This window comes from Tropicimonas marinistellae (assembly GCF_001509585.1).
In the GTDB taxonomy this organism is placed as follows: Bacteria; Pseudomonadota; Alphaproteobacteria; order Rhodobacterales; family Rhodobacteraceae; genus Tropicimonas; species Tropicimonas marinistellae.
In genome coordinates, this window is sequence record NZ_LNCI01000002.1 from 125322 (window position 1) to 141963 (window position 16642).

Sequence of the window (16642 nt, forward strand, 5' to 3'; positions counted from 1 at the left end):
TCAACCGCACGAACGTAATTCCATATCAGGGAGGAATCCGATGAAACGTTCAACGACCGCACTTGCCACGGTGCTTGCGCTTACCGCGCTTTCGGCAAATGCCGCCGATCTGCGCATGTCGTGGTGGGGCGGCGATAGCCGGCACCTGGCCACGCAGGAGGCGCTCAAGGTCTGTGGCGAGAAGTATGGCCATACGATCGCGCCCGAGTTCACCGGCTGGTCCGGTCACCTCGAAAAGGTGACGACGCAGCTTGCCGGCGGCACCGAGGCCGACATCATGCAGATCAACTGGCCCTGGCTGCCGCTCTTCTCCATGGACGGATCGGGCTTTGCCGACCTGAACGATTTCGCCGAGATCATCGACCTCAGCAACTGGACCGAGGATCAGCTGGCCGCCGCCACGATGAACGGCCACCTGAACGGCCTGCCGCTTTCCACGACCGGCCGGGTCTTCATGTTCAACAAGGCCACCTACGACAAGGCCGGCGTGCCGGTACCGGCGACCTGGGACGATGTGATCGCCGCGGCGCCAGTGTTCAAGGAGAAGCTGGGCGACGATTATTACCCGCTCACAATGGCCTATGACGCCAGCGGCGTGAACACGGTGCTGACGGTGTCGCTCGTCGCTGCGCAGAAGACCGGAAAGGACCTGATCGACCCGGAGACCAATACGGTTGCCTGGACGCCGGAGGAACTGGTCGAGGCCATCGAGTTCTACAAAATGCTCGTCGACAAGGGCGTCGTGCGCGCCTGGAAGGACGCCGCCGCCGCCGGCAACGTGAAGTTGCATGAAGACCCGAAATGGGCCGACGGGCATCTGGCCGGCTCCTATGAGTGGGATTCCACCTACTTCAAGTATTCCGACCCGATGGGCGAGGATCAGGAGTTGGTACCCGTGCCGCTGCTGAAGATCGACGGTGCGGTGACCGAGGCGGTCTACCGCAAGCCCTCCATGGTCTTCTCGATCTCCAAGAACTCGGAGAACCCGGAAGCCGCGGCACAGATCGTCAACTGCATGCTGACCGAAACCGACGGCATCGACGCCATGGGGTCTGCCCGTGGTCTTCCGGCCTCCAAAGCCGCGGCGATGCGGCTCCAGGAAACCGGCGTGATCGATCCCGTGCTTGTCGCCGCCAACAAGATCATCATGGACGGCGAAGGCCCCGGCGTGTCGCCTTTCAACGAGCACCCCGAGGTCCGGTCCGCCTTCAAGGATGCGCTTGAGTTCTACGCCTATGGCGAGATCTCGGCCCAAGAAGCCGCCGAGGAGATCATCGTGAACGTCAACGAGATCCTCGAGAAGTACTGAGCGATTTACGTTCCTCCTTATCGCTCATGACAAGATGTGCGGCGGTGGCGCCGCCGCACATTCACCGAAAGCCGCGATGGTTCCATGTCCGAAGCTCCTGACCTCCGCGTGAGCTGCCTCACGCCCCGAACCGCTGTTGTCCTGTGCTCTGCGCCCGGCCTGCGCTACCGGCTGCCCGCGCCGATCTCCTGGACGCTGACCGACGACAATGGAGCCGTCGATGGAAGCGCGGAATGCGCGGCCATCTTCCTCGACCGCCTGAAACCCGGCACCGACTACGCCTTCTGCGCGGGGAGGAAAGAGATCCGGTTTCGCACGCCCGAGTGCGCCGGTCATGTTCATGCAGCAGAATACGGCCTCGACGCGGGTAGCGCGAACAATGCACCGGCCTTTTCGGCCGCCTTGGCTGCCGTCCCCGAGGGAGGCACGCTCATCGTTCCACCGGGAACATGGCGTACCGGACCGATCTTTTTGCGCCCCCATATGACGCTGCATCTGGAAACCGGCGCGCGTCTTCTTGGCGTGGCGGATCGCACGGCATACCCGATCCTGCCTGAGCGCGACGAGGCCGGTCGGATGCTCGGTACATGGGAAGGTTTGCCCGCAGCAAGTTTCGCGTCGCTTCTTACCGCAATCGGATGCGACAACCTCGCGATTACCGGTGCAGGTACCGTGGACGGTGGCGCCGACAGTGCCGATTGGTGGGATTGGCCGAAGGAGACGCGGGACGGTGCCCGGCGGCCGCGCACGATCTTTGCCACCGGCTGCACCGGCCTGACCCTGTCCGGTATCACCGTCTGCAATTCCCCCAGCTGGACGATTCATCCGGTCGCTTGCAGGGATCTGCGGATCGCCGGCGTGACCGTGACGAACCCGCCCGACAGCCCTAACACCGATGGTCTCGACCCTGAAATGTGCCGGGATGTACGGATCGAGGGCGTGCGCTTCACGGTGGGCGACGATTGCATTGCCATCAAGGCGGGCAAGCGTGCAGATGACGGGCGCGCCGACCATCTTCTGCCGACGGAACGTGTCTTGATCCGAAACTGCCGCATGGAACGCGGGCACGGGGCAGTGGTGATCGGCTCGGAGATGTCGGGGTCAGTCAGGGAGGTTCGCATCGAGGATTGCGAATTCGACGAGACGGACCGCGGATTGCGCATCAAGTCACGCCGTGGGAGAGGCGGGCAGGTGGCCGCTATCTCGATCCACGATTGCGAGATGGATCGGGTCGACACCGCCTTCGTGGCCAACGCGCATTACTATTGTGACCATGACGGGCATTCGGCGGAGGTTCAGAGCCGCGAACCGGCAGAGGTGACCGAACGCACGCCGTCAATTTCCGGGATAGACATCGCCCGCGTGAAGGTCACCAACACCCGTCTTGCCGTTGGCGCGTTTCTCGGTCTTCCCGAGGCGCCGATTGCAGGCGTTTCGATGTCGGAGGTGGATTTCAGCTTTGATCCCGGCGCGGCAGCGGCGATTCCGCTGATGGCCGACGATGTGCCTGCAATGCGGCACGCCGACCTTTGGTCGCAAAACGCGGAGGTGTCTTGGACCGGGCGAGTCAACGGGTCCTCCGTTTCCGTCGACACCCTCTCGTCAACGAAAAAGGTACTGGCCTACTTCGACGCCTTCGCCGCCCGGCACCAGCCCTACAAGAATGGCAACTGGTGCTACGAGGACGGTCTGGTCTACCTGGGGCTCATCGCGCTCCACCGCGCCACCGGCGACCGGCGATGGTTTCGTCACCTGCGCCGCTTGGTTGATGCGAGGATCGGACCGGACGGGGCCATCGATGGATACGACATCTCCGAATACAACATCGACAATGTTCTGGCGGGCCGGTGCCTGTTCCATCTGATCGACGAGGTGGGCGACAGCCGATATAGCCGTGCGGCCGATCTTCTGGCGACCCAACTCAGAAACCACCCGCGCACGAACGACGGCAACTACTGGCACAAATTGCGGTATCCTTGGCAGGTGTGGCTCGACGGTCTCTACATGGGGTTGCCATTCCAGGCCGAATACGCGCTGCGCGCGGGTGACGATCCATTGCTTGCCGACGCGCTGGCGCAGATGCTTCGTGCGCTGGCTCTGCTCTACAAACCCGAAACCGGGTTGCATGCCCACGCCTATGACGAGAAACGCATGCAACCTTGGGCCAGACCGGACACCGGGCACAATCTTGACCACTGGGCTCGTGCAAACGGCTGGCTGGCCATGGCACTCGTGGATCTGTGTAACGTGCTGGGAGCCAAGCGCGCGCACAAGGAAGGCATCGCGCAGGCGACCGACGCGCTGCTGACACGGATCGTGTCCATGCAGACAAAGGGTGGATTGTGGCTGCAGGTTCCGGACCGGCCGAAACTGGACGGCAACTACGAGGAAATGTCAGCATCCGCGATGTTTGCCTATGCCCTGCTGCGTGCAGAACGGCTGGGTGTTGGGTGCTATTCGGGCGCTGGCCTGAACGGCTATCGGGCGTTGGAGCAGCGGATCGCCGACACAGCCGATGTGGATGCCGGGACGGGCTTCGGCCCCATGTGCCACGTCGCCGGGCTGGGTCCGTTCGAAGGCCGGTTCCGCGATGGATCGGCGGCCTACTACGTGTCCGAGACGATCTGCGAGGACGACCCCAAGGGCGTTGGTCCGATGATGATGGCGACGGCCGAGGCCCTGATGGCGCGTTCTGGGAACTGATTAAAGGCCGGGACCGGCCAATTCACCGCATCCAGAGTTTTGCAGCCTTGATCCGGTTGCGGATCTTCTGTTCCGGGCTCGGGAGATCTGCGCGGTCGAACATCTCTCGAACCTTTCTGCCGCGCCCCTGGTAGACCATGCGCTTGAACGGCTCGTGCTCCTTCAGCACCTTCTTGATCCAGTTTGGCGCGGCGACCTCTTCGAGGACCTCCACCACCCGGTCGCATTCGCGCGCGTAGAGCAGCGGCAGGACGCGCCAGTGGCAGGTCACGCCCCCGTCCATTCCGTCTAGCTCCGGACCCGGTCGGCCACCGCCGAAGGAATGGATGACCAGCGGTAGAACTATCTGATCGAGCCAAGGGTCGAGCGATTGGCACACCAGTTCCTCTGGCGGGTCGTTCCGCACGGACAGCGCGTAGTCGAGGAACCGTTCACCGAACGCCTTGGGGTCGCGGTAGAAGAACCAGCCGGCGTTGAAGTAGAGGTACCGTCGCCAGAACTCATCGGGCTGCGAAAGATCCAGCGAACTGGCGAAATCGAGGCCGAAGCGACGGTAAAGGGCCCCCCAGATCGCATTGTAGCCGGGTCCGTAGAGCTCGATCTCGGGCCACGTCGCCTCCCGGCGCATCGAAGCGGCGGGACGGTCGAAGTTGAACGGCACATCCGAGAGTGCGCCGGTAATCAGCGTGTCACTGTCCAGAAACAGGAATGGCTCGCCTTCCGGAAGAGCCGTCAATGCCTCAATCTTGTTTCCCTGAGGGTAGGCCGCGCCGAAATGGTTGGCCTCGAATGGCACAACCTCCGCGCCGAGCCGTGCAAGAGCGGCGCGCGTTGCCTCGCCGCGAATACGCGGGTCTCCGGGCCACGCGCCGCCGGGCTGCGGTTCCAGAAGGATGAGCCTGCCTTGAAAGGCTGGATCGCAGGCACGCAGCGATGCCGCGAGCAGCAATGCTTCGTATTGTAACCGTCCACCCTGCGCGATTGCCGCAAGGTTGAAACTCGATCCGCTTTTCTGGGTCACGTTGCCAATGCCTGCTTGTCGGCCCGCCATTTGATGCGGGCGTGAGCATAGGCTGCGAATCCGGTCAAAAAAAGGACCCCGCCGGACGAATCGACCGACCTGTCGCGGCTTTGCCGACAGGTGATTTCTGCTGCTGGACGGCAATTGCCGAGCGAAAGTTTCGATTCGTCGAGCGATGCCTGATCGCAACGAGGGAAGGCAAGTCACGCATGTCCGATTGTCGCAGCTTTCACCGGCTGAAATCCGCCGAGCGCCTGCCAGCGTCTCGATTCGCTGCGCAATCGATCGAAATGTGTATCGGAGCGTGTCCCCTTTCCGCGTCTGGCGAGGGACATGGCAGGCCCTTCGGGCCGTATTGTTCGACAAAACCACACTGAAACAACGCCGCATGCATCAATCCGGCGAAACAGACCAGATTGTCGCCAAGCTTCTGATCTGGCGTCGCAATCTCGGGCGCCCGGTCTGAAATCCCTGGTTGTGCTTCCCCATGGACTGCCGTGGCGGGCGCCGTCCGATCGGCCCTGGGGCGAGTCGTGGCGTGCGTCTTAACCCGGTCGACACGTTTTTCTGGACTCCTTGTGATCGCGCACGCGGCCAGCTCGGAACGGGTTCTACGGCCTGTGGGGCGGTCTCCTTTCTGCCCGAAGCTCGGCACATTAACGCCGATTTTCGGTCGGCAAGCTGAATCGAATTCAAATGAAATGCTCCCTCGCTAGGTTCGCGTGAATGACCAAAACGGGGGGCACGCGGTCCCGCCGATGTGGGGACCATCGGCAAGTGGACAAGCAAACTGGGATGTACGAATGAGCTTTACGGACAACTTCGATACCATCGACCAGGACTTCTGGTATCTCGCCGATTTCTCGATTGCCAACTCGTGGCAATGGACGGCATGGGAAGCCGACTACATCAAGCAACTTGACGGCGAGATTGCGTTGGAATTCGACGCGACCACCGCCAAGGACAAGAAACACACCAAGGATTACACGGGCTCCGAGATCCAATCGAAGGACTACTACGGATACGGGTATTACGAGGTCGACATGATCGCTTCGGGAGAATCCGGGGTGGTTTCGTCGTTCTTCCTGTTCACGAACGACTTCTGGGGGGCCGACACACATAACGAGATCGACTTCGAGTTCCTCGGCGGTGACACCACGGTCGTCAACATCAACTACTACTACGGCGACAAGAGCATGGGCTCTCTGAACGGCAGCGTTCAGATCGATCTCGGTTACGATGCCGCCGAAGAGATGCACACCTACGGCTTCGATTGGCAGGAAGACTCGATCACCTGGTACATCGATGGCGAGGTCGTCTACGAGGTAACGTCTGCCGACACCGGTATTCCGATCCCTGATGAAGAAATGAAAATCATCATGGACGTCTGGTCGGGCACCTTCGACAATTGGCATGGCGAACTCAGCGACTACCTGGAAAACGGCGGCAAGACGGCGGCCTATTACTCTCGCGTGAGCTACGATGAAGATGGTGCGCCCTACGGGTCGGACGGCGGCAGCACGTCGGGTGAAGACGAACGCGACGACACCACGACAGGCGCGGAATCCGGCGACGGTTCGCGGGATGACGTGAGCATCGAGGACGGTGCGCTTCCGGGCTTCGGCACTGTGGGCACCAATGCGAACGAAACGCTGTACGGTGGCGGATCGGCCGACAGCATTGACGGTGGGCGCGGCAACGACATGATCATCTCGCGGGGCGGTAGCGATATCGTGACCGGCGGGGCTGGAAACGACGAAGTCCGCGCAGGGGCTGGCAACGATACGCTGGTCTACGTCATCGGCCGCAACTACGGATCGTCCGATCACTACAAGGGCTATTCGGGCGTCGACACGCTGCAGATCTATGGCACAAAGGAAGAGCTGGCCGATAGCGGGCTCGTTGCCGATATCGAGAAGCTCAAGGCCTTCATCGCGTCGAACTACGATGCCGGATCGCACAGTGGTAAGGACTTCACCTTCAGCAGCATCGGCTTGACGGTGCGGGCCATCGAAGCGGTGGAACTCGTTGTGATCGACGACGATGGAGCGGGCTCCGGCACCTCGGGAGAAGACATCGATGTCGTGCCCGACGTCGACGACGACAGCACCACGACCGACGAAACAGACGGCGATGACGAAAGCGGCGGCGAAACCGGCGGTGGAACGGAAGTTGACAGCGGGTCATATCCCGACGCCGACAAAAACGGTGGTTCCGGGGACGAAGACATCTATGGCAGCGGGAGCGCTGACAGCATCAACGGGCAGGGCGGCGACGATTACATTGTGAGCCGCGGTAGCTCTGATGTGATTGATGGTGGCGCTGGCAGCGACCACCTTCGGGCCGGTGCCGGCAACGACATCCTGGCCTATCTGATCGGCGACAACGGTGGCGAAGAAGACCGCTACGAGGGCATGGCCGGGTTCGACACGCTGAAGGTGTACGGTACCAAAGCGCAACTTGCGGATGCAGATCTCCAATCCGACATTGCTGCACTCGAGACTTTCATGGCGGACAACTACGACACCTCCCGCCATGGCGGTCCGGAATTCGAACTGGAAAGCCTTGGCCTAACAGTGCGTGGGATCGAAGCAGTTGAACTGATCGCGATAGACGACACGGTTCTCTGATCTGAACACGGCCAAGCAATCGGGGCATCGCTTTGCGCGGTGCCCCGATTGCTTTTGCGGCGCTGTTCGAGGCTCGCTGCCCGAAACGCAGATGCGGCGGGTCTTGTGGACGAACCGCGCCGACAATCGCGCGCGCCGCCGCCACGGAGTGCACCGCGGCGGACACGGAACTGTCTCGGGAAGCAGGGCGCCGTCGATCTGCGTGGATCGGTCTCGACCCCAGCAAAACCGGAACGGACATGTGACTTGCTCAAGCGATCTGCTACACGCGGGATGCACGCCTGCTTCGGCCTCGCGTGCTGTCCGGCGTCTGAGAAATCAGCGCGTACGAGGCAAACGTCGTTGGCTCGGAATAGACCACGCCGCTCTTTTCGTTGATCAATTCACTCTTGTTGGCGTTCGCCGCGAGGAACTCGGCGATCTGGTTTTTGTAGCTGACGGATGGTTGGCCGGGCACCAGGCTCTGTTTCAGGAGCCTCTCGAAGAGATGTCCCGACGAGGCTTCCACAATGCTTGCTCCGGCCCAGTGGATGCGACCAGCATCCCCAATGAAGCGGGTAGGTGCTGGTTGTCACGGTTTGTGACAAGGCGGCGCGTCGTCAGGTGCGCACGTCAGGTCCGTCGCGACCAGTTCGCTCGCGGATTCCGGCAATTGCATCGGCCGCTGCGATGATGTCGGCTAGCGCCTCCTGTGGGTCCTTGTGCATCTCCGCGGAATCTTCGCAAAGGTCTTCGAGATAGACACGCAGCGTGGCGCCCACGGTTCCGGTGCCGGAGAGGCGGAAGACCACGCGACCCCCACCCTCGAACCCGATGCGGATTCCCTGACCTGCGGAATGCGAGCCGTCGACCGGATCATCGTAGGAAAACTCGTCAGCACTGGCGACAGTCCTACCGGCAAAGCTCTGGCCGGGCAGGGTGGAAAAACGAGCCCGCAGCGCGTCCATCAGCCCCTCCGCGGCCGCGTTGTCTACGCCTTCGTAATCGTGTCGGGAATAGTAGTTCCGGCCGAACTCGGCCCAATGGTCGTCCAGCATCTGCTGAACGGACTTGCCGGTTTTGGCCAGGATATTGAGCCAGAGCAGCACCGCCCACAGCCCGTCCTTTTCCCGCACGTGATCGGAGCCGGTACCGGCGCTTTCCTCACCGCAAAGCGTTGCGCGACCGGCATCCAGCAGGTTACCGAAGAACTTCCAGCCCGTCGGCGTCTCATAGCAGTCGAGCCCGCGCTTGGCGGCGACGCGATCCACGGCGCCCGATGTTGGCATGGAGCGCGCGACGCCCGCCAAACCTTCGGAATAGCCGGGTGCGAGGTGGGCGTTGGCGGCGAGCAACGCCAGCGAGTCCGACGGAGTTACATAGGCGCTCTTTCCCACGATCATGTTGCGGTCGCCGTCACCGTCGGAGGCGGCACCGAAGTCCGGTGCATCCGCCCCATACATGATATCCATCAGATCCTTGGCCCATATCGGGTTCGGGTCCGGGTGGCCGCCGCCGAAATCGGGCGAGGGGACCGCGTTCACCACCGAGCCCGCAGGTGCGCCGAGACGATCCTCGAGGATGGACTTGGCGTAGGGACCGGTGATGGCATGCATCGCGTCGAAGCGGATACGGAAGCCGCTCTCGAATAGTGCCGCGATCGCGCCGAAATCGAAGAGCTTCTCCATCAGTGCGGCGTAATCGGCGACCGGGTCCACGACCTCGATTGCCATATCGCCGAGAGACGTCTCACCGATTTGCGAGAGGTCTACGTCCTGCGCTTGCATGATGTCGTAGCTCTCGATGACCTTTGTCGCCTCGAAGATCCTGTTCGTCACCTCTTCCGGCGCCGGCCCGCCATTGGGGGTATTGAACTTGACGCCGAAATCTTCTTTTGGCCCGCCGGGATTGTGCGAGGCCGACATGATAATGCCGCCATCGGTCTTGCGGATGCGGATCATGTTGGAGGCCGCAGGCGTGGACATCAGCGCATCCCGTCCCACGATGATCTTCGCGCAGTCCTGGGCTGCGGCCATACGTAGGATCACCTGCGCCGCGCGGTCGTTGAAGTAGCGTCCATCTCCGCCAAGAACGAGCGTCTTGCCGGCGACACCGCCGATACCGGTGAAGATCGCTTGGACGAAATTCTCAAGGAAATGAAGTGCCATGAAGACGTTTGTCTTTTTTCGCAGGCCGGACGTACCCGGCTTCTGGCCTTCGATTGGCGTTGTCTGGACGGTAATGCGTTCCATGGCTTACTCCTGTCGGCCGCTCGTAGTTCGACCAGTCTCTCTCATAATAACCGAAGCGCGTGCGATCGCTCTATGCCCGCCGAGTTCGGCGGCAGGCACCGGCAGTCGCCGGCGCCAGTTGGGGTGGGTGTCGACGGTGCCCGGCAGGTTCGCCTGTTCCGGAAGGTCCAGAATATCCTCGATCTGGAGCGCAACGAGACGGCTCCGCACGCCGCCGATGAAACGGTGCATGGCTTCGCTCGCGCCGTCCTGTGTGCCGGCGAGCGTGTCGAATCCACCGACTTCGCCACGTCGCCAGTCCTGTCCGTTGCTGAAATCCTCGTCCGACAGAATTCCGATCTGGTGGCGCACCTCTATGTCGCGCCCGGCACGCCATCCCTTCCAGGTCGGCAAATCATGTGTGCCGAATGAGGCAAGCGCCGCTTCGGTGTACTCCTCCGGGCGGCGGAAATCGCCATGACTGTACTGCTCGAACATCGCAACGCGGCACCCCAGAATACCCGATGCGGCAAGCGCCGTTTGCAGACCGTCGGGAATATTGCCGAGATCCTCGCCAACCACCGTGGCGCCTGCGCGGGTCGCCTCGATGCGGACGACAGCGAGCAGCGCGTCGCGGGGCATGGCGACGTAGGCGCCGGGTGTCTTGCCGTCGTCGGGCACCCAGAAGGCCCGTTCAAAGCCAAGGGCATGGTCGATGCGCAGGAGCCCGGCATAGCGAAACTGCCGGCGAAGCGTCTCCGCGAATGGGCGGAAGTGCGCAGCTGCGAGCGCATGCGGGTTGAACGGTGCCAGAGCCCAGACCTGTCCATCGGGCGAGAAGGCGTCGGGCGGTGCCCCGAGCGAGACACCGCTTGCAAAGGCGTGCCCCTCGGACCAGGTTTCGGCACCGTGTGGATGGGTGCCAACGGCGAGATCGAGGTAGAGCCCGTATCGCATCCCCCGCGCGCGGGCAGCCTCTGCCGCTTCCGCCAGCTGTCGCTCTGCCATCCATTGTGCCCAGGCGTGGAACCGGATGGAGCCGGGGTTTTTCGCGCGGAACGCGGCCACGTCCGGCGAGGCGTGGTCTCTTAGCGCTTCGGGCCAGTCGAACCAATAGGGGCCGTGCAGGTCGGACAGGGCTTGATAGGTTGCAAATCGCTGCAGCGATGCCCCTTCCTGCGCGACCCATGCGGCAAAGTCGGGGTCCTCTCCGCGGGCCTCGAAGGCGGCAAAAGCCTGTTCCAGTCCGGCACGATGCTCGCGGATCGTGGTCGGGTAGTCGATCAGAGGGCCGCCACCGTTCAACCGTCTGTCCGGAAGCGCGATATGCACTGTATTGAAACGCCGCCTGTGAGACGGGGAATAGGGGCTGAATGCATTGGGATCGGCGGGAAATCCTGCATGCACCGGGTTGAGGCCGACAAAGTCTGCACCGCCCTTCGCAAGCCCTTCGACCGCGCGGGTCAGATCGGAGTAGTCGCCGTAGCCGCCCTCGTCCTCTGTGCGCAATCCGTAGAGCGGCAGCGTCACGCCCCAACCCGGATCCGGCAGCGGCAGATGTTCGGGCGCTGCGAGTAGCGTGGTCTCGTGGCCGTCCAGCAAAAGCCGGTGAATGCCGAGTGGAAGGGGCGGCAACAGCAGCATGTCGTCCGCTGCGTCAAGCGGTTCTTCGCGTCCGTCCTCGCATATCAGCAACACGGCGCAGACAGCGCATTGCAGCGGATGGCTGGAAGCGGCTTCCGGCGGTACGATCAGCCATCGCGGCAGAGCGCGGACTGCCGCCTCCGCCCGCAGCCCGGCGAGCGTTTCGGCGGCTTCGGCCTCCGTCGAAGCGGAAAAACCCATAGCGCCGAGCAGGGCACGCACGGTATGTTCCGAGGTTTCAACGCGATGACCAGTCTGGTCCCAGTAGTCGTGGTGGATGCCGGTCAGGTCAACGAGGTCACGCAGCGTTTCGTTCATCACGCCGCCCCCAAAACGAACACGGACACGGATTGTGCGGAGCTGGTGAATTCGTTCCGTCTCATTGTTCCGCCGCTGGCGTCAGGTTCGGACGTATCGATCGACCATTTCCATCTTTGACCCTTCGGTGGCACGGGGAGCCGGACCTTGGTGTCGCCGCCGGCGTTGAATACCATGAAGATCGCGTTTTCCGTGGCGGCATAGATCGGCGTGCCGGAGGCCGTCCGCATCTCGACGCAGACGATCTTGAGGCCGGGGTCGACCCAATCGGGCGTCGCCATCGGTTTGCCGTCGGGGCGCCACCAGAACAGATCCTCCCGCCCGTCGATCCGGCGTTCGCGGGAGTGCAGAAAGACCTTCTGCCGCAGGATCGGATGGTCCAGCCGGAACCGGATCATCTTGGACGTGAACGCCATGAAGTCCATGTCCGCCTTGTCCCAGTCGATCCAACTCGTGGGATTGTCCTGCGCATAGGCGTTGTTGTTGCCGTTTTGGCTATTGCCCAGCTCGTCCCCGGCAAGCAGCATCGGTGTGCCCTGGCTAAGCAGCAACGTGGCAATCATCGCCCGTTTGCGCCGCGCGCGTGCCTCGTTGATTCCAACGTCGTCTGTCGGGCCCTCATGGCCGAAGTTGTCGGAATAGTTCTCCGAATGACCGTCGCGATTGTCCTCGCCGTTAGCGAGGTTGTGCTTGCCGTTGTAGCTCACCGTGTCGTGCAGGGTGAAACCGTCATGGGCCGTTATCAGATTGACCGAAGCCGTGGCCGGCCGGCCGGAATGATCGAACTCGGCAGCCGAACCCGTGAGACGGCCCGCAAGGTCGGGTGCACGCCCGGCATCGCCGCGCCAGAAACGCCGCACACCGTCGCGGAACCGGTCGTTCCATTCGTGAAACGGCGGCGGGAACCCCCCGAGGCGATAGCCGCCGGGGCCAACGTCCCAGGGCTCCGCGATGAGTTTGACCTGAGTTAGCACCGGATCCTGGCGGATCGAGTCGAAGAAACTTGCGCCTTGGTCGAAGCCGTAGTCCGTGCGCCCAAGCGTGGAGCAGAGATCGAACCGGAACCCGTCCACATGCATCACCTGCACCCAGTAACGCAGGGAATCCATCACCATGCGCAGCACCATCGGGTGGTCGAGGTTGAGCGTGTTCCCTGTGCCGGTGTCGTTGATGTAATAGCGCCGGTCTTGGATCAGGCGGTAGTAGGATCGGTTGTCGAGGCCACGGAAACTCAGCGTTGGGCCCAACTCGTTCCCCTCGCAGGTGTGGTTGTAAACCACGTCGAGGATAACCTCGATTCCCGCGTGGTGGAGCCGGGCCACCATCTGTTGAAACTCGCTGATCTTTCCTTCTGAGAGATAGCGCGGGTCAGGGGCAAAAAAGCCGAGCGTCTGGTAGCCCCAGTAGTTCGTCAGGTTCTTGTCGTGCAGGAACCGGTCGGTCAGGAAGGCCTGAACCGGCAGGAGTTCCACCGCCGTGATGCCGAGTCTGTGGAAGTACTCCAGCATCGGATCGGTGGCGATACCGAGGAACGTACCCTCCGGAGCGACCTTGGGATGCAGCTGGGTCAGGCCTTTTACATGGGCTTCGTAGATAACCGTGTCTGCAATCGGCGTTTGCGGCGGGTGGTCGTACCCCCAGGAGAACGCGGGGTCCTCCACAACGCAACGCGGCATATATGGTCCGCTGTCGCGGGTGTCGAAACTCAGGTCGCGGGCATTCGAACCGATCTGATAGCCCATCAGCGCGTCGTGCCACACGGGCTGCCCGGTCAGTCGTTTCGCATAGGGGTCCAGAAGCAGCTTGTTTGGGTTGAAGCGATGCCCTTCGTCCGGCCGGTACGGGCCGTGGGCGCGCAAACCGTAATACTGGCCCGGCCGCAGGCCGGAGACATAGCCGTACCAAACGTCACCATCGCGTTCTGGCAGGCGCAGGCGCTGCAGTTCCGTCTTGCCGTCATAGCTGAAGAGGCAAACCTCCATCGCCGTCGCATGCTGCGAAAAGACGGCGAAATTCACGCCATCTCCGTCGAACGTGGCGCCAAGGGGCGCCGGACGCCCTGCGGAGATCGCGAATTCGGGGTGCCTCACGGGTGTTTTGCCGCCTCTGCAAACAACGCCGCATAGGCCGCGGCCGATGTGTCCCATCCTACAGGGAACTTCATACCGTTGCGTTGCATCTGCTGGAAGACCTTCGGTTCTGCCCAGAGGTCACATAGTTGCCCAATCGCCTCTTGCAGTGCCTGGACACTGTTGGGGGCAAATTGGATGCCGGTCGCGACATTGGCGGTACGGGTGGCGACCGTGTGTGGGATCACCGTGTCGGCAAGCCCTCCCGTCTGGGCCACGACAGGCACCGTGCCGTAGCGCAGCCCGTATAGCTGTGTCAGCCCGCAGGGCTCGAAGCGCGAGGGGACGAGGATCGCATCACCACCGGCGATGATCCTGTGCGACAGTGGCTCGTTGTAACCGATCCGTACGGCAACCTTGCCCGGGTTGGCGACGGCTGCTTCGGCGAACTGGCCCTCAAGCCAGGGGTCGCCGGAGCCCAGAAGCACAAGGCGGCCATCGCGCTCGATCAGATCGGGCAGGGCGTGCAACAGCAAGTCGAGCCCCTTCTGTTCCGTCAGTCGAGAAACGACGACACAGATCGGGCCGCCCTCCGGCGCAAGCTCCATCTCCTCGATCAGCGCGGCGCGTGCCTTGCCCTTGCCGGGCAGCGTCTTGTAGGTGGCGATTTCCGGGTCGTTCGCGGGGTTCCAGGCCTCGGTGTCGATACCGTTCAGAATTCCGACGAAGTCCTTGCCCTTGTAGCGCAGGGTTCCGTCGAACCCCATTCCGAAGCCCTCTGTCTTGAGCTCCTCGGCGTAGGTCGGGCTCACGGTATTGACCTTGTCGGCGTAGGCGATTCCGGCTTTCAGTGCCGATATCCGTCCGTAGAACTCAAAGCCACCTGCGTTGTATCCCTCCGCGGGCAGGCGAAGGCTCGCGATCATATCGGCGCCCGCCGATCCGGTGAAGGCGATATTGTGGATCGACATGACTGAGCCAACCTTGTGGGAGGCTCCAAGGCGCTGCATGTAGACCGGAGCGAGACCGCCTTGCCAGTCATGGGCTTGCAGAACGTCGGGTTGCCAGCCGTGCAGGTGCCCCTCGTTGCAGAGCCGCGCGGCCATCCAGCAAAGCGCGGCGAAACGCTGCGGATTGTCCCACCAATCATAGCCGTCCGGAGCGGCATAGGGTCCGCCGTCACGGTAGAACAAGTGCGCAGCGTCGAGCACGTAGAGATCAAGCCCCTCCGCCTGACCGAACAGGACCTGCGCCGGCCCGCCGAAAAGATCGCCGTCGGTCATGATCTGCGTTCCATCGCCCAGTGCAGACAGGACCGACGGATAGCCCGGCACAAGAGAGCGCATCTCGACGCCCAGATCCTTCAGCGCGGCCGGCAGCGCACCGGCAACGTCCGCCAGCCCGCCGGTCTTGATCAGGGGGGCGATTTCGGAGGCAACCGAGAGGACCTTCATGAGAGCGCGGCATCCCTTCTGTCGAGCATGCTCTGGGTGATCAGCGTGATACCCTTACCGGACACGCGGAACCACTTGGCATCTTCTTCCGGGTCCTCGCCGACGACCAGCCCCTCCGGAATGACCACGCCACGATCGATGACGCAGTTCTTCAGCTTCGCGTAGCGGTTGACCGTCACGTAAGGAAGCGCCACGGCGTGATCCAGCGACGCGTAAGAATTGGCATGAACCATGGTGAACAGCAGCGAGTTGCGGATTTCGGTCCCTGATACGATGCAACCGCCGGAAATCATGGACGAGACAGCGGTGCCGCGACGGTCCTCTTCATCGTGTATGAACTTGGCGGGCGGCACGGATTCCGAATAGGTCCAGATCGGCCAGTTGTGGTCCCACAGGTCGAGTTCGGGCGTGAAATCCGTCAGGTCGATATTGGCTTTCCAGAAAGCGTCCACCGTGCCCACGTCGCGCCAATAGGCAGGCGCCTCGGGTTCGGACTTGACGCAGCTATCGGTGAACCGGTGGGCAACGGCCTTACCGTTTTTCACCAGGGAGGGGATGATATCATTCCCGAAGTCATGGCTGGAATTGGGGTCGGCCGCGTCTTGCAGAAGGATCTCGCGGAGAAACTTCCAGCTGAATACGTAAATGCCCATGGAGGCGAGGGTCACCTCCGGATCGTCCGGCGTGCCCGGCGGGTCAGCGGGCTTTTCCATGAAATCGATGATGCGACCGGTGGCATCCACATCCATCACGCCGAAGGCGCTGGCCTCCTCGCGGGGAACCGTCAGGCATCCGATGGTCACGTCGGCGCCGGAGTCGACGTGCTGCTGCAGCATCATCTCGTAGTCCATCTTGTAGATGTGATCCCCGGCAAGCACGAGGATGTAGTCGATATGATAACTGTCGATGATGTCGATGTTCTGCGTCACGGCGTCGGCCGTGCCCATGTACCAGTTCTCGCCGCCCATGCGTTGCGAGGCGGGTAGGATATCGAGGAATTCGTTCCGTTCCGCACGGAAGAAATCCCATCCGCGCTGGCAGTGGCGGATCAGGGAATGGGCCTTGTACTGCGTCGCAATCGCCATCTTCCGGATACCGGAGTTAAGCGCGTTCGACAGCGCAAAGTCGATGATCCGGGCCTTGCCGCCGAAATAGACCGCCGGTTTCGCGCGGTTGTCAGTCAGTTCCTTGAGGCGGCTGCCCCGTCCGCCCGCCAGAACGAAGGCCATTGCCCTTGCGGACAATCTCACGTGAGCATTCGGCATCGGTGGTATCCCTCCCTCG

10 protein-coding genes are annotated in these 16642 nt (G+C 62.4%); 3 read left to right on the forward strand and 7 right to left on the reverse strand.

The window, feature by feature from the left end:
• Positions 1 to 40: 40 nt before the first annotated feature.
• Together ARC39_RS04050 and pglA are read left to right on the forward strand one after the other, a co-directional pair.
• A complete protein-coding gene (locus ARC39_RS04050; protein WP_068110494.1) occupies positions 41 to 1309 on the forward strand; it encodes an ABC transporter substrate-binding protein in 1269 nt (422 codons plus the stop codon).
• 84 nt (positions 1310 to 1393) lie between these two features.
• Entirely contained in the window at positions 1394 to 4012 is a 2619-nt protein-coding gene (gene pglA / locus ARC39_RS25530; protein WP_149866305.1) for a polygalacturonase PglA, read from the forward strand.
• A gap of 22 nt (positions 4013 to 4034) precedes the next feature.
• Here the strand turns inward: pglA and ARC39_RS04060 are convergent, their stop codons facing one another.
• On the reverse strand, positions 4035 to 5063 hold the full coding sequence (locus ARC39_RS04060) for a GT-B fold glycosyltransferase domain-containing protein (protein ID WP_068110497.1): 1029 nt from the start codon (positions 5061 to 5063) through the stop codon (positions 4035 to 4037).
• Between the two features lie 773 nt (positions 5064 to 5836).
• Here ARC39_RS04060 and ARC39_RS04065 point away from each other — a divergent pair.
• Positions 5837 to 7663, forward strand: a complete 1827-nt coding sequence (locus ARC39_RS04065; RefSeq protein ID WP_068110500.1) for a family 16 glycosylhydrolase — start codon at positions 5837 to 5839, stop codon at positions 7661 to 7663.
• A gap of 262 nt (positions 7664 to 7925) precedes the next feature.
• Here the strand turns inward: ARC39_RS04065 and ARC39_RS04070 are convergent, their stop codons facing one another.
• The 6 genes from ARC39_RS04070 to glgC all read right to left on the reverse strand — a co-directional run bounded on the left by ARC39_RS04070 (position 7926) and on the right by glgC (position 16623).
• On the reverse strand, positions 7926 to 8171 hold the full coding sequence (locus ARC39_RS04070; RefSeq protein ID WP_068110503.1) for a hypothetical protein: 246 nt from the start codon (positions 8169 to 8171) through the stop codon (positions 7926 to 7928).
• 91 nt (positions 8172 to 8262) lie between these two features.
• Positions 8263 to 9894: an alpha-D-glucose phosphate-specific phosphoglucomutase gene (locus ARC39_RS04075; RefSeq protein WP_068110506.1), complete on the reverse strand. Its 1632-nt coding sequence runs from the start codon at positions 9892 to 9894 to the stop codon at positions 8263 to 8265.
• A 3-nt stretch (positions 9895 to 9897) separates the two neighbouring features.
• Positions 9898 to 11835, reverse strand: coding sequence for a 4-alpha-glucanotransferase (gene malQ, locus ARC39_RS04080; protein ID WP_068110508.1), 1938 nt, complete (start codon positions 11833 to 11835; stop codon positions 9898 to 9900).
• Positions 11835 to 13982, reverse strand: a complete 2148-nt coding sequence (glgX, locus tag ARC39_RS04085; RefSeq protein ID WP_078059061.1) for a glycogen debranching protein GlgX — start codon at positions 13980 to 13982, stop codon at positions 11835 to 11837. The genes malQ and glgX overlap by 1 nt, the downstream gene beginning before the upstream one ends.
• Positions 13922 to 15358, reverse strand: coding sequence for a glycogen synthase GlgA (gene glgA / locus ARC39_RS04090; RefSeq protein WP_068110513.1), 1437 nt, complete (start codon positions 15356 to 15358; stop codon positions 13922 to 13924). The genes glgX and glgA overlap by 61 nt, the downstream gene beginning before the upstream one ends.
• On the reverse strand, positions 15355 to 16623 hold the full coding sequence (glgC, locus tag ARC39_RS04095; protein ID WP_068110516.1) for a glucose-1-phosphate adenylyltransferase: 1269 nt from the start codon (positions 16621 to 16623) through the stop codon (positions 15355 to 15357). Before glgC ends, glgA begins: the two co-directional genes overlap by 4 nt.
• Positions 16624 to 16642 lie beyond the last annotated feature (19 nt).

Excerpts from the sequence above, each read along its gene's own strand:
- ARC39_RS04050 (WP_068110494.1), top strand. The coding sequence starts at position 41 with ATGAAACGTTCAACGACCGCACTTGCCACGGTGCTTGCGCTTACCGCG.
- pglA (WP_149866305.1), top strand. The coding sequence starts at position 1,394 with ATGTCCGAAGCTCCTGACCTCCGCGTGAGCTGCCTCACGCCCCGAACC.
- ARC39_RS04060 (WP_068110497.1), bottom strand. The coding sequence starts at position 5,063 with ATGGCGGGCCGACAAGCAGGCATTGGCAACGTGACCCAGAAAAGCGGA.
- ARC39_RS04065 (WP_068110500.1), top strand. The coding sequence starts at position 5,837 with ATGAGCTTTACGGACAACTTCGATACCATCGACCAGGACTTCTGGTAT.
- ARC39_RS04075 (WP_068110506.1), bottom strand. The coding sequence starts at position 9,894 with ATGGAACGCATTACCGTCCAGACAACGCCAATCGAAGGCCAGAAGCCG.
- malQ (WP_068110508.1), bottom strand. The coding sequence starts at position 11,835 with ATGAACGAAACGCTGCGTGACCTCGTTGACCTGACCGGCATCCACCAC.
- glgX (WP_078059061.1), bottom strand. The coding sequence starts at position 13,982 with ATGGGACACATCGGCCGCGGCCTATGCGGCGTTGTTTGCAGAGGCGGC.
- glgA (WP_068110513.1), bottom strand. The coding sequence starts at position 15,358 with ATGAAGGTCCTCTCGGTTGCCTCCGAAATCGCCCCCCTGATCAAGACC.
- glgC (WP_068110516.1), bottom strand. The coding sequence starts at position 16,623 with ATGCCGAATGCTCACGTGAGATTGTCCGCAAGGGCAATGGCCTTCGTT.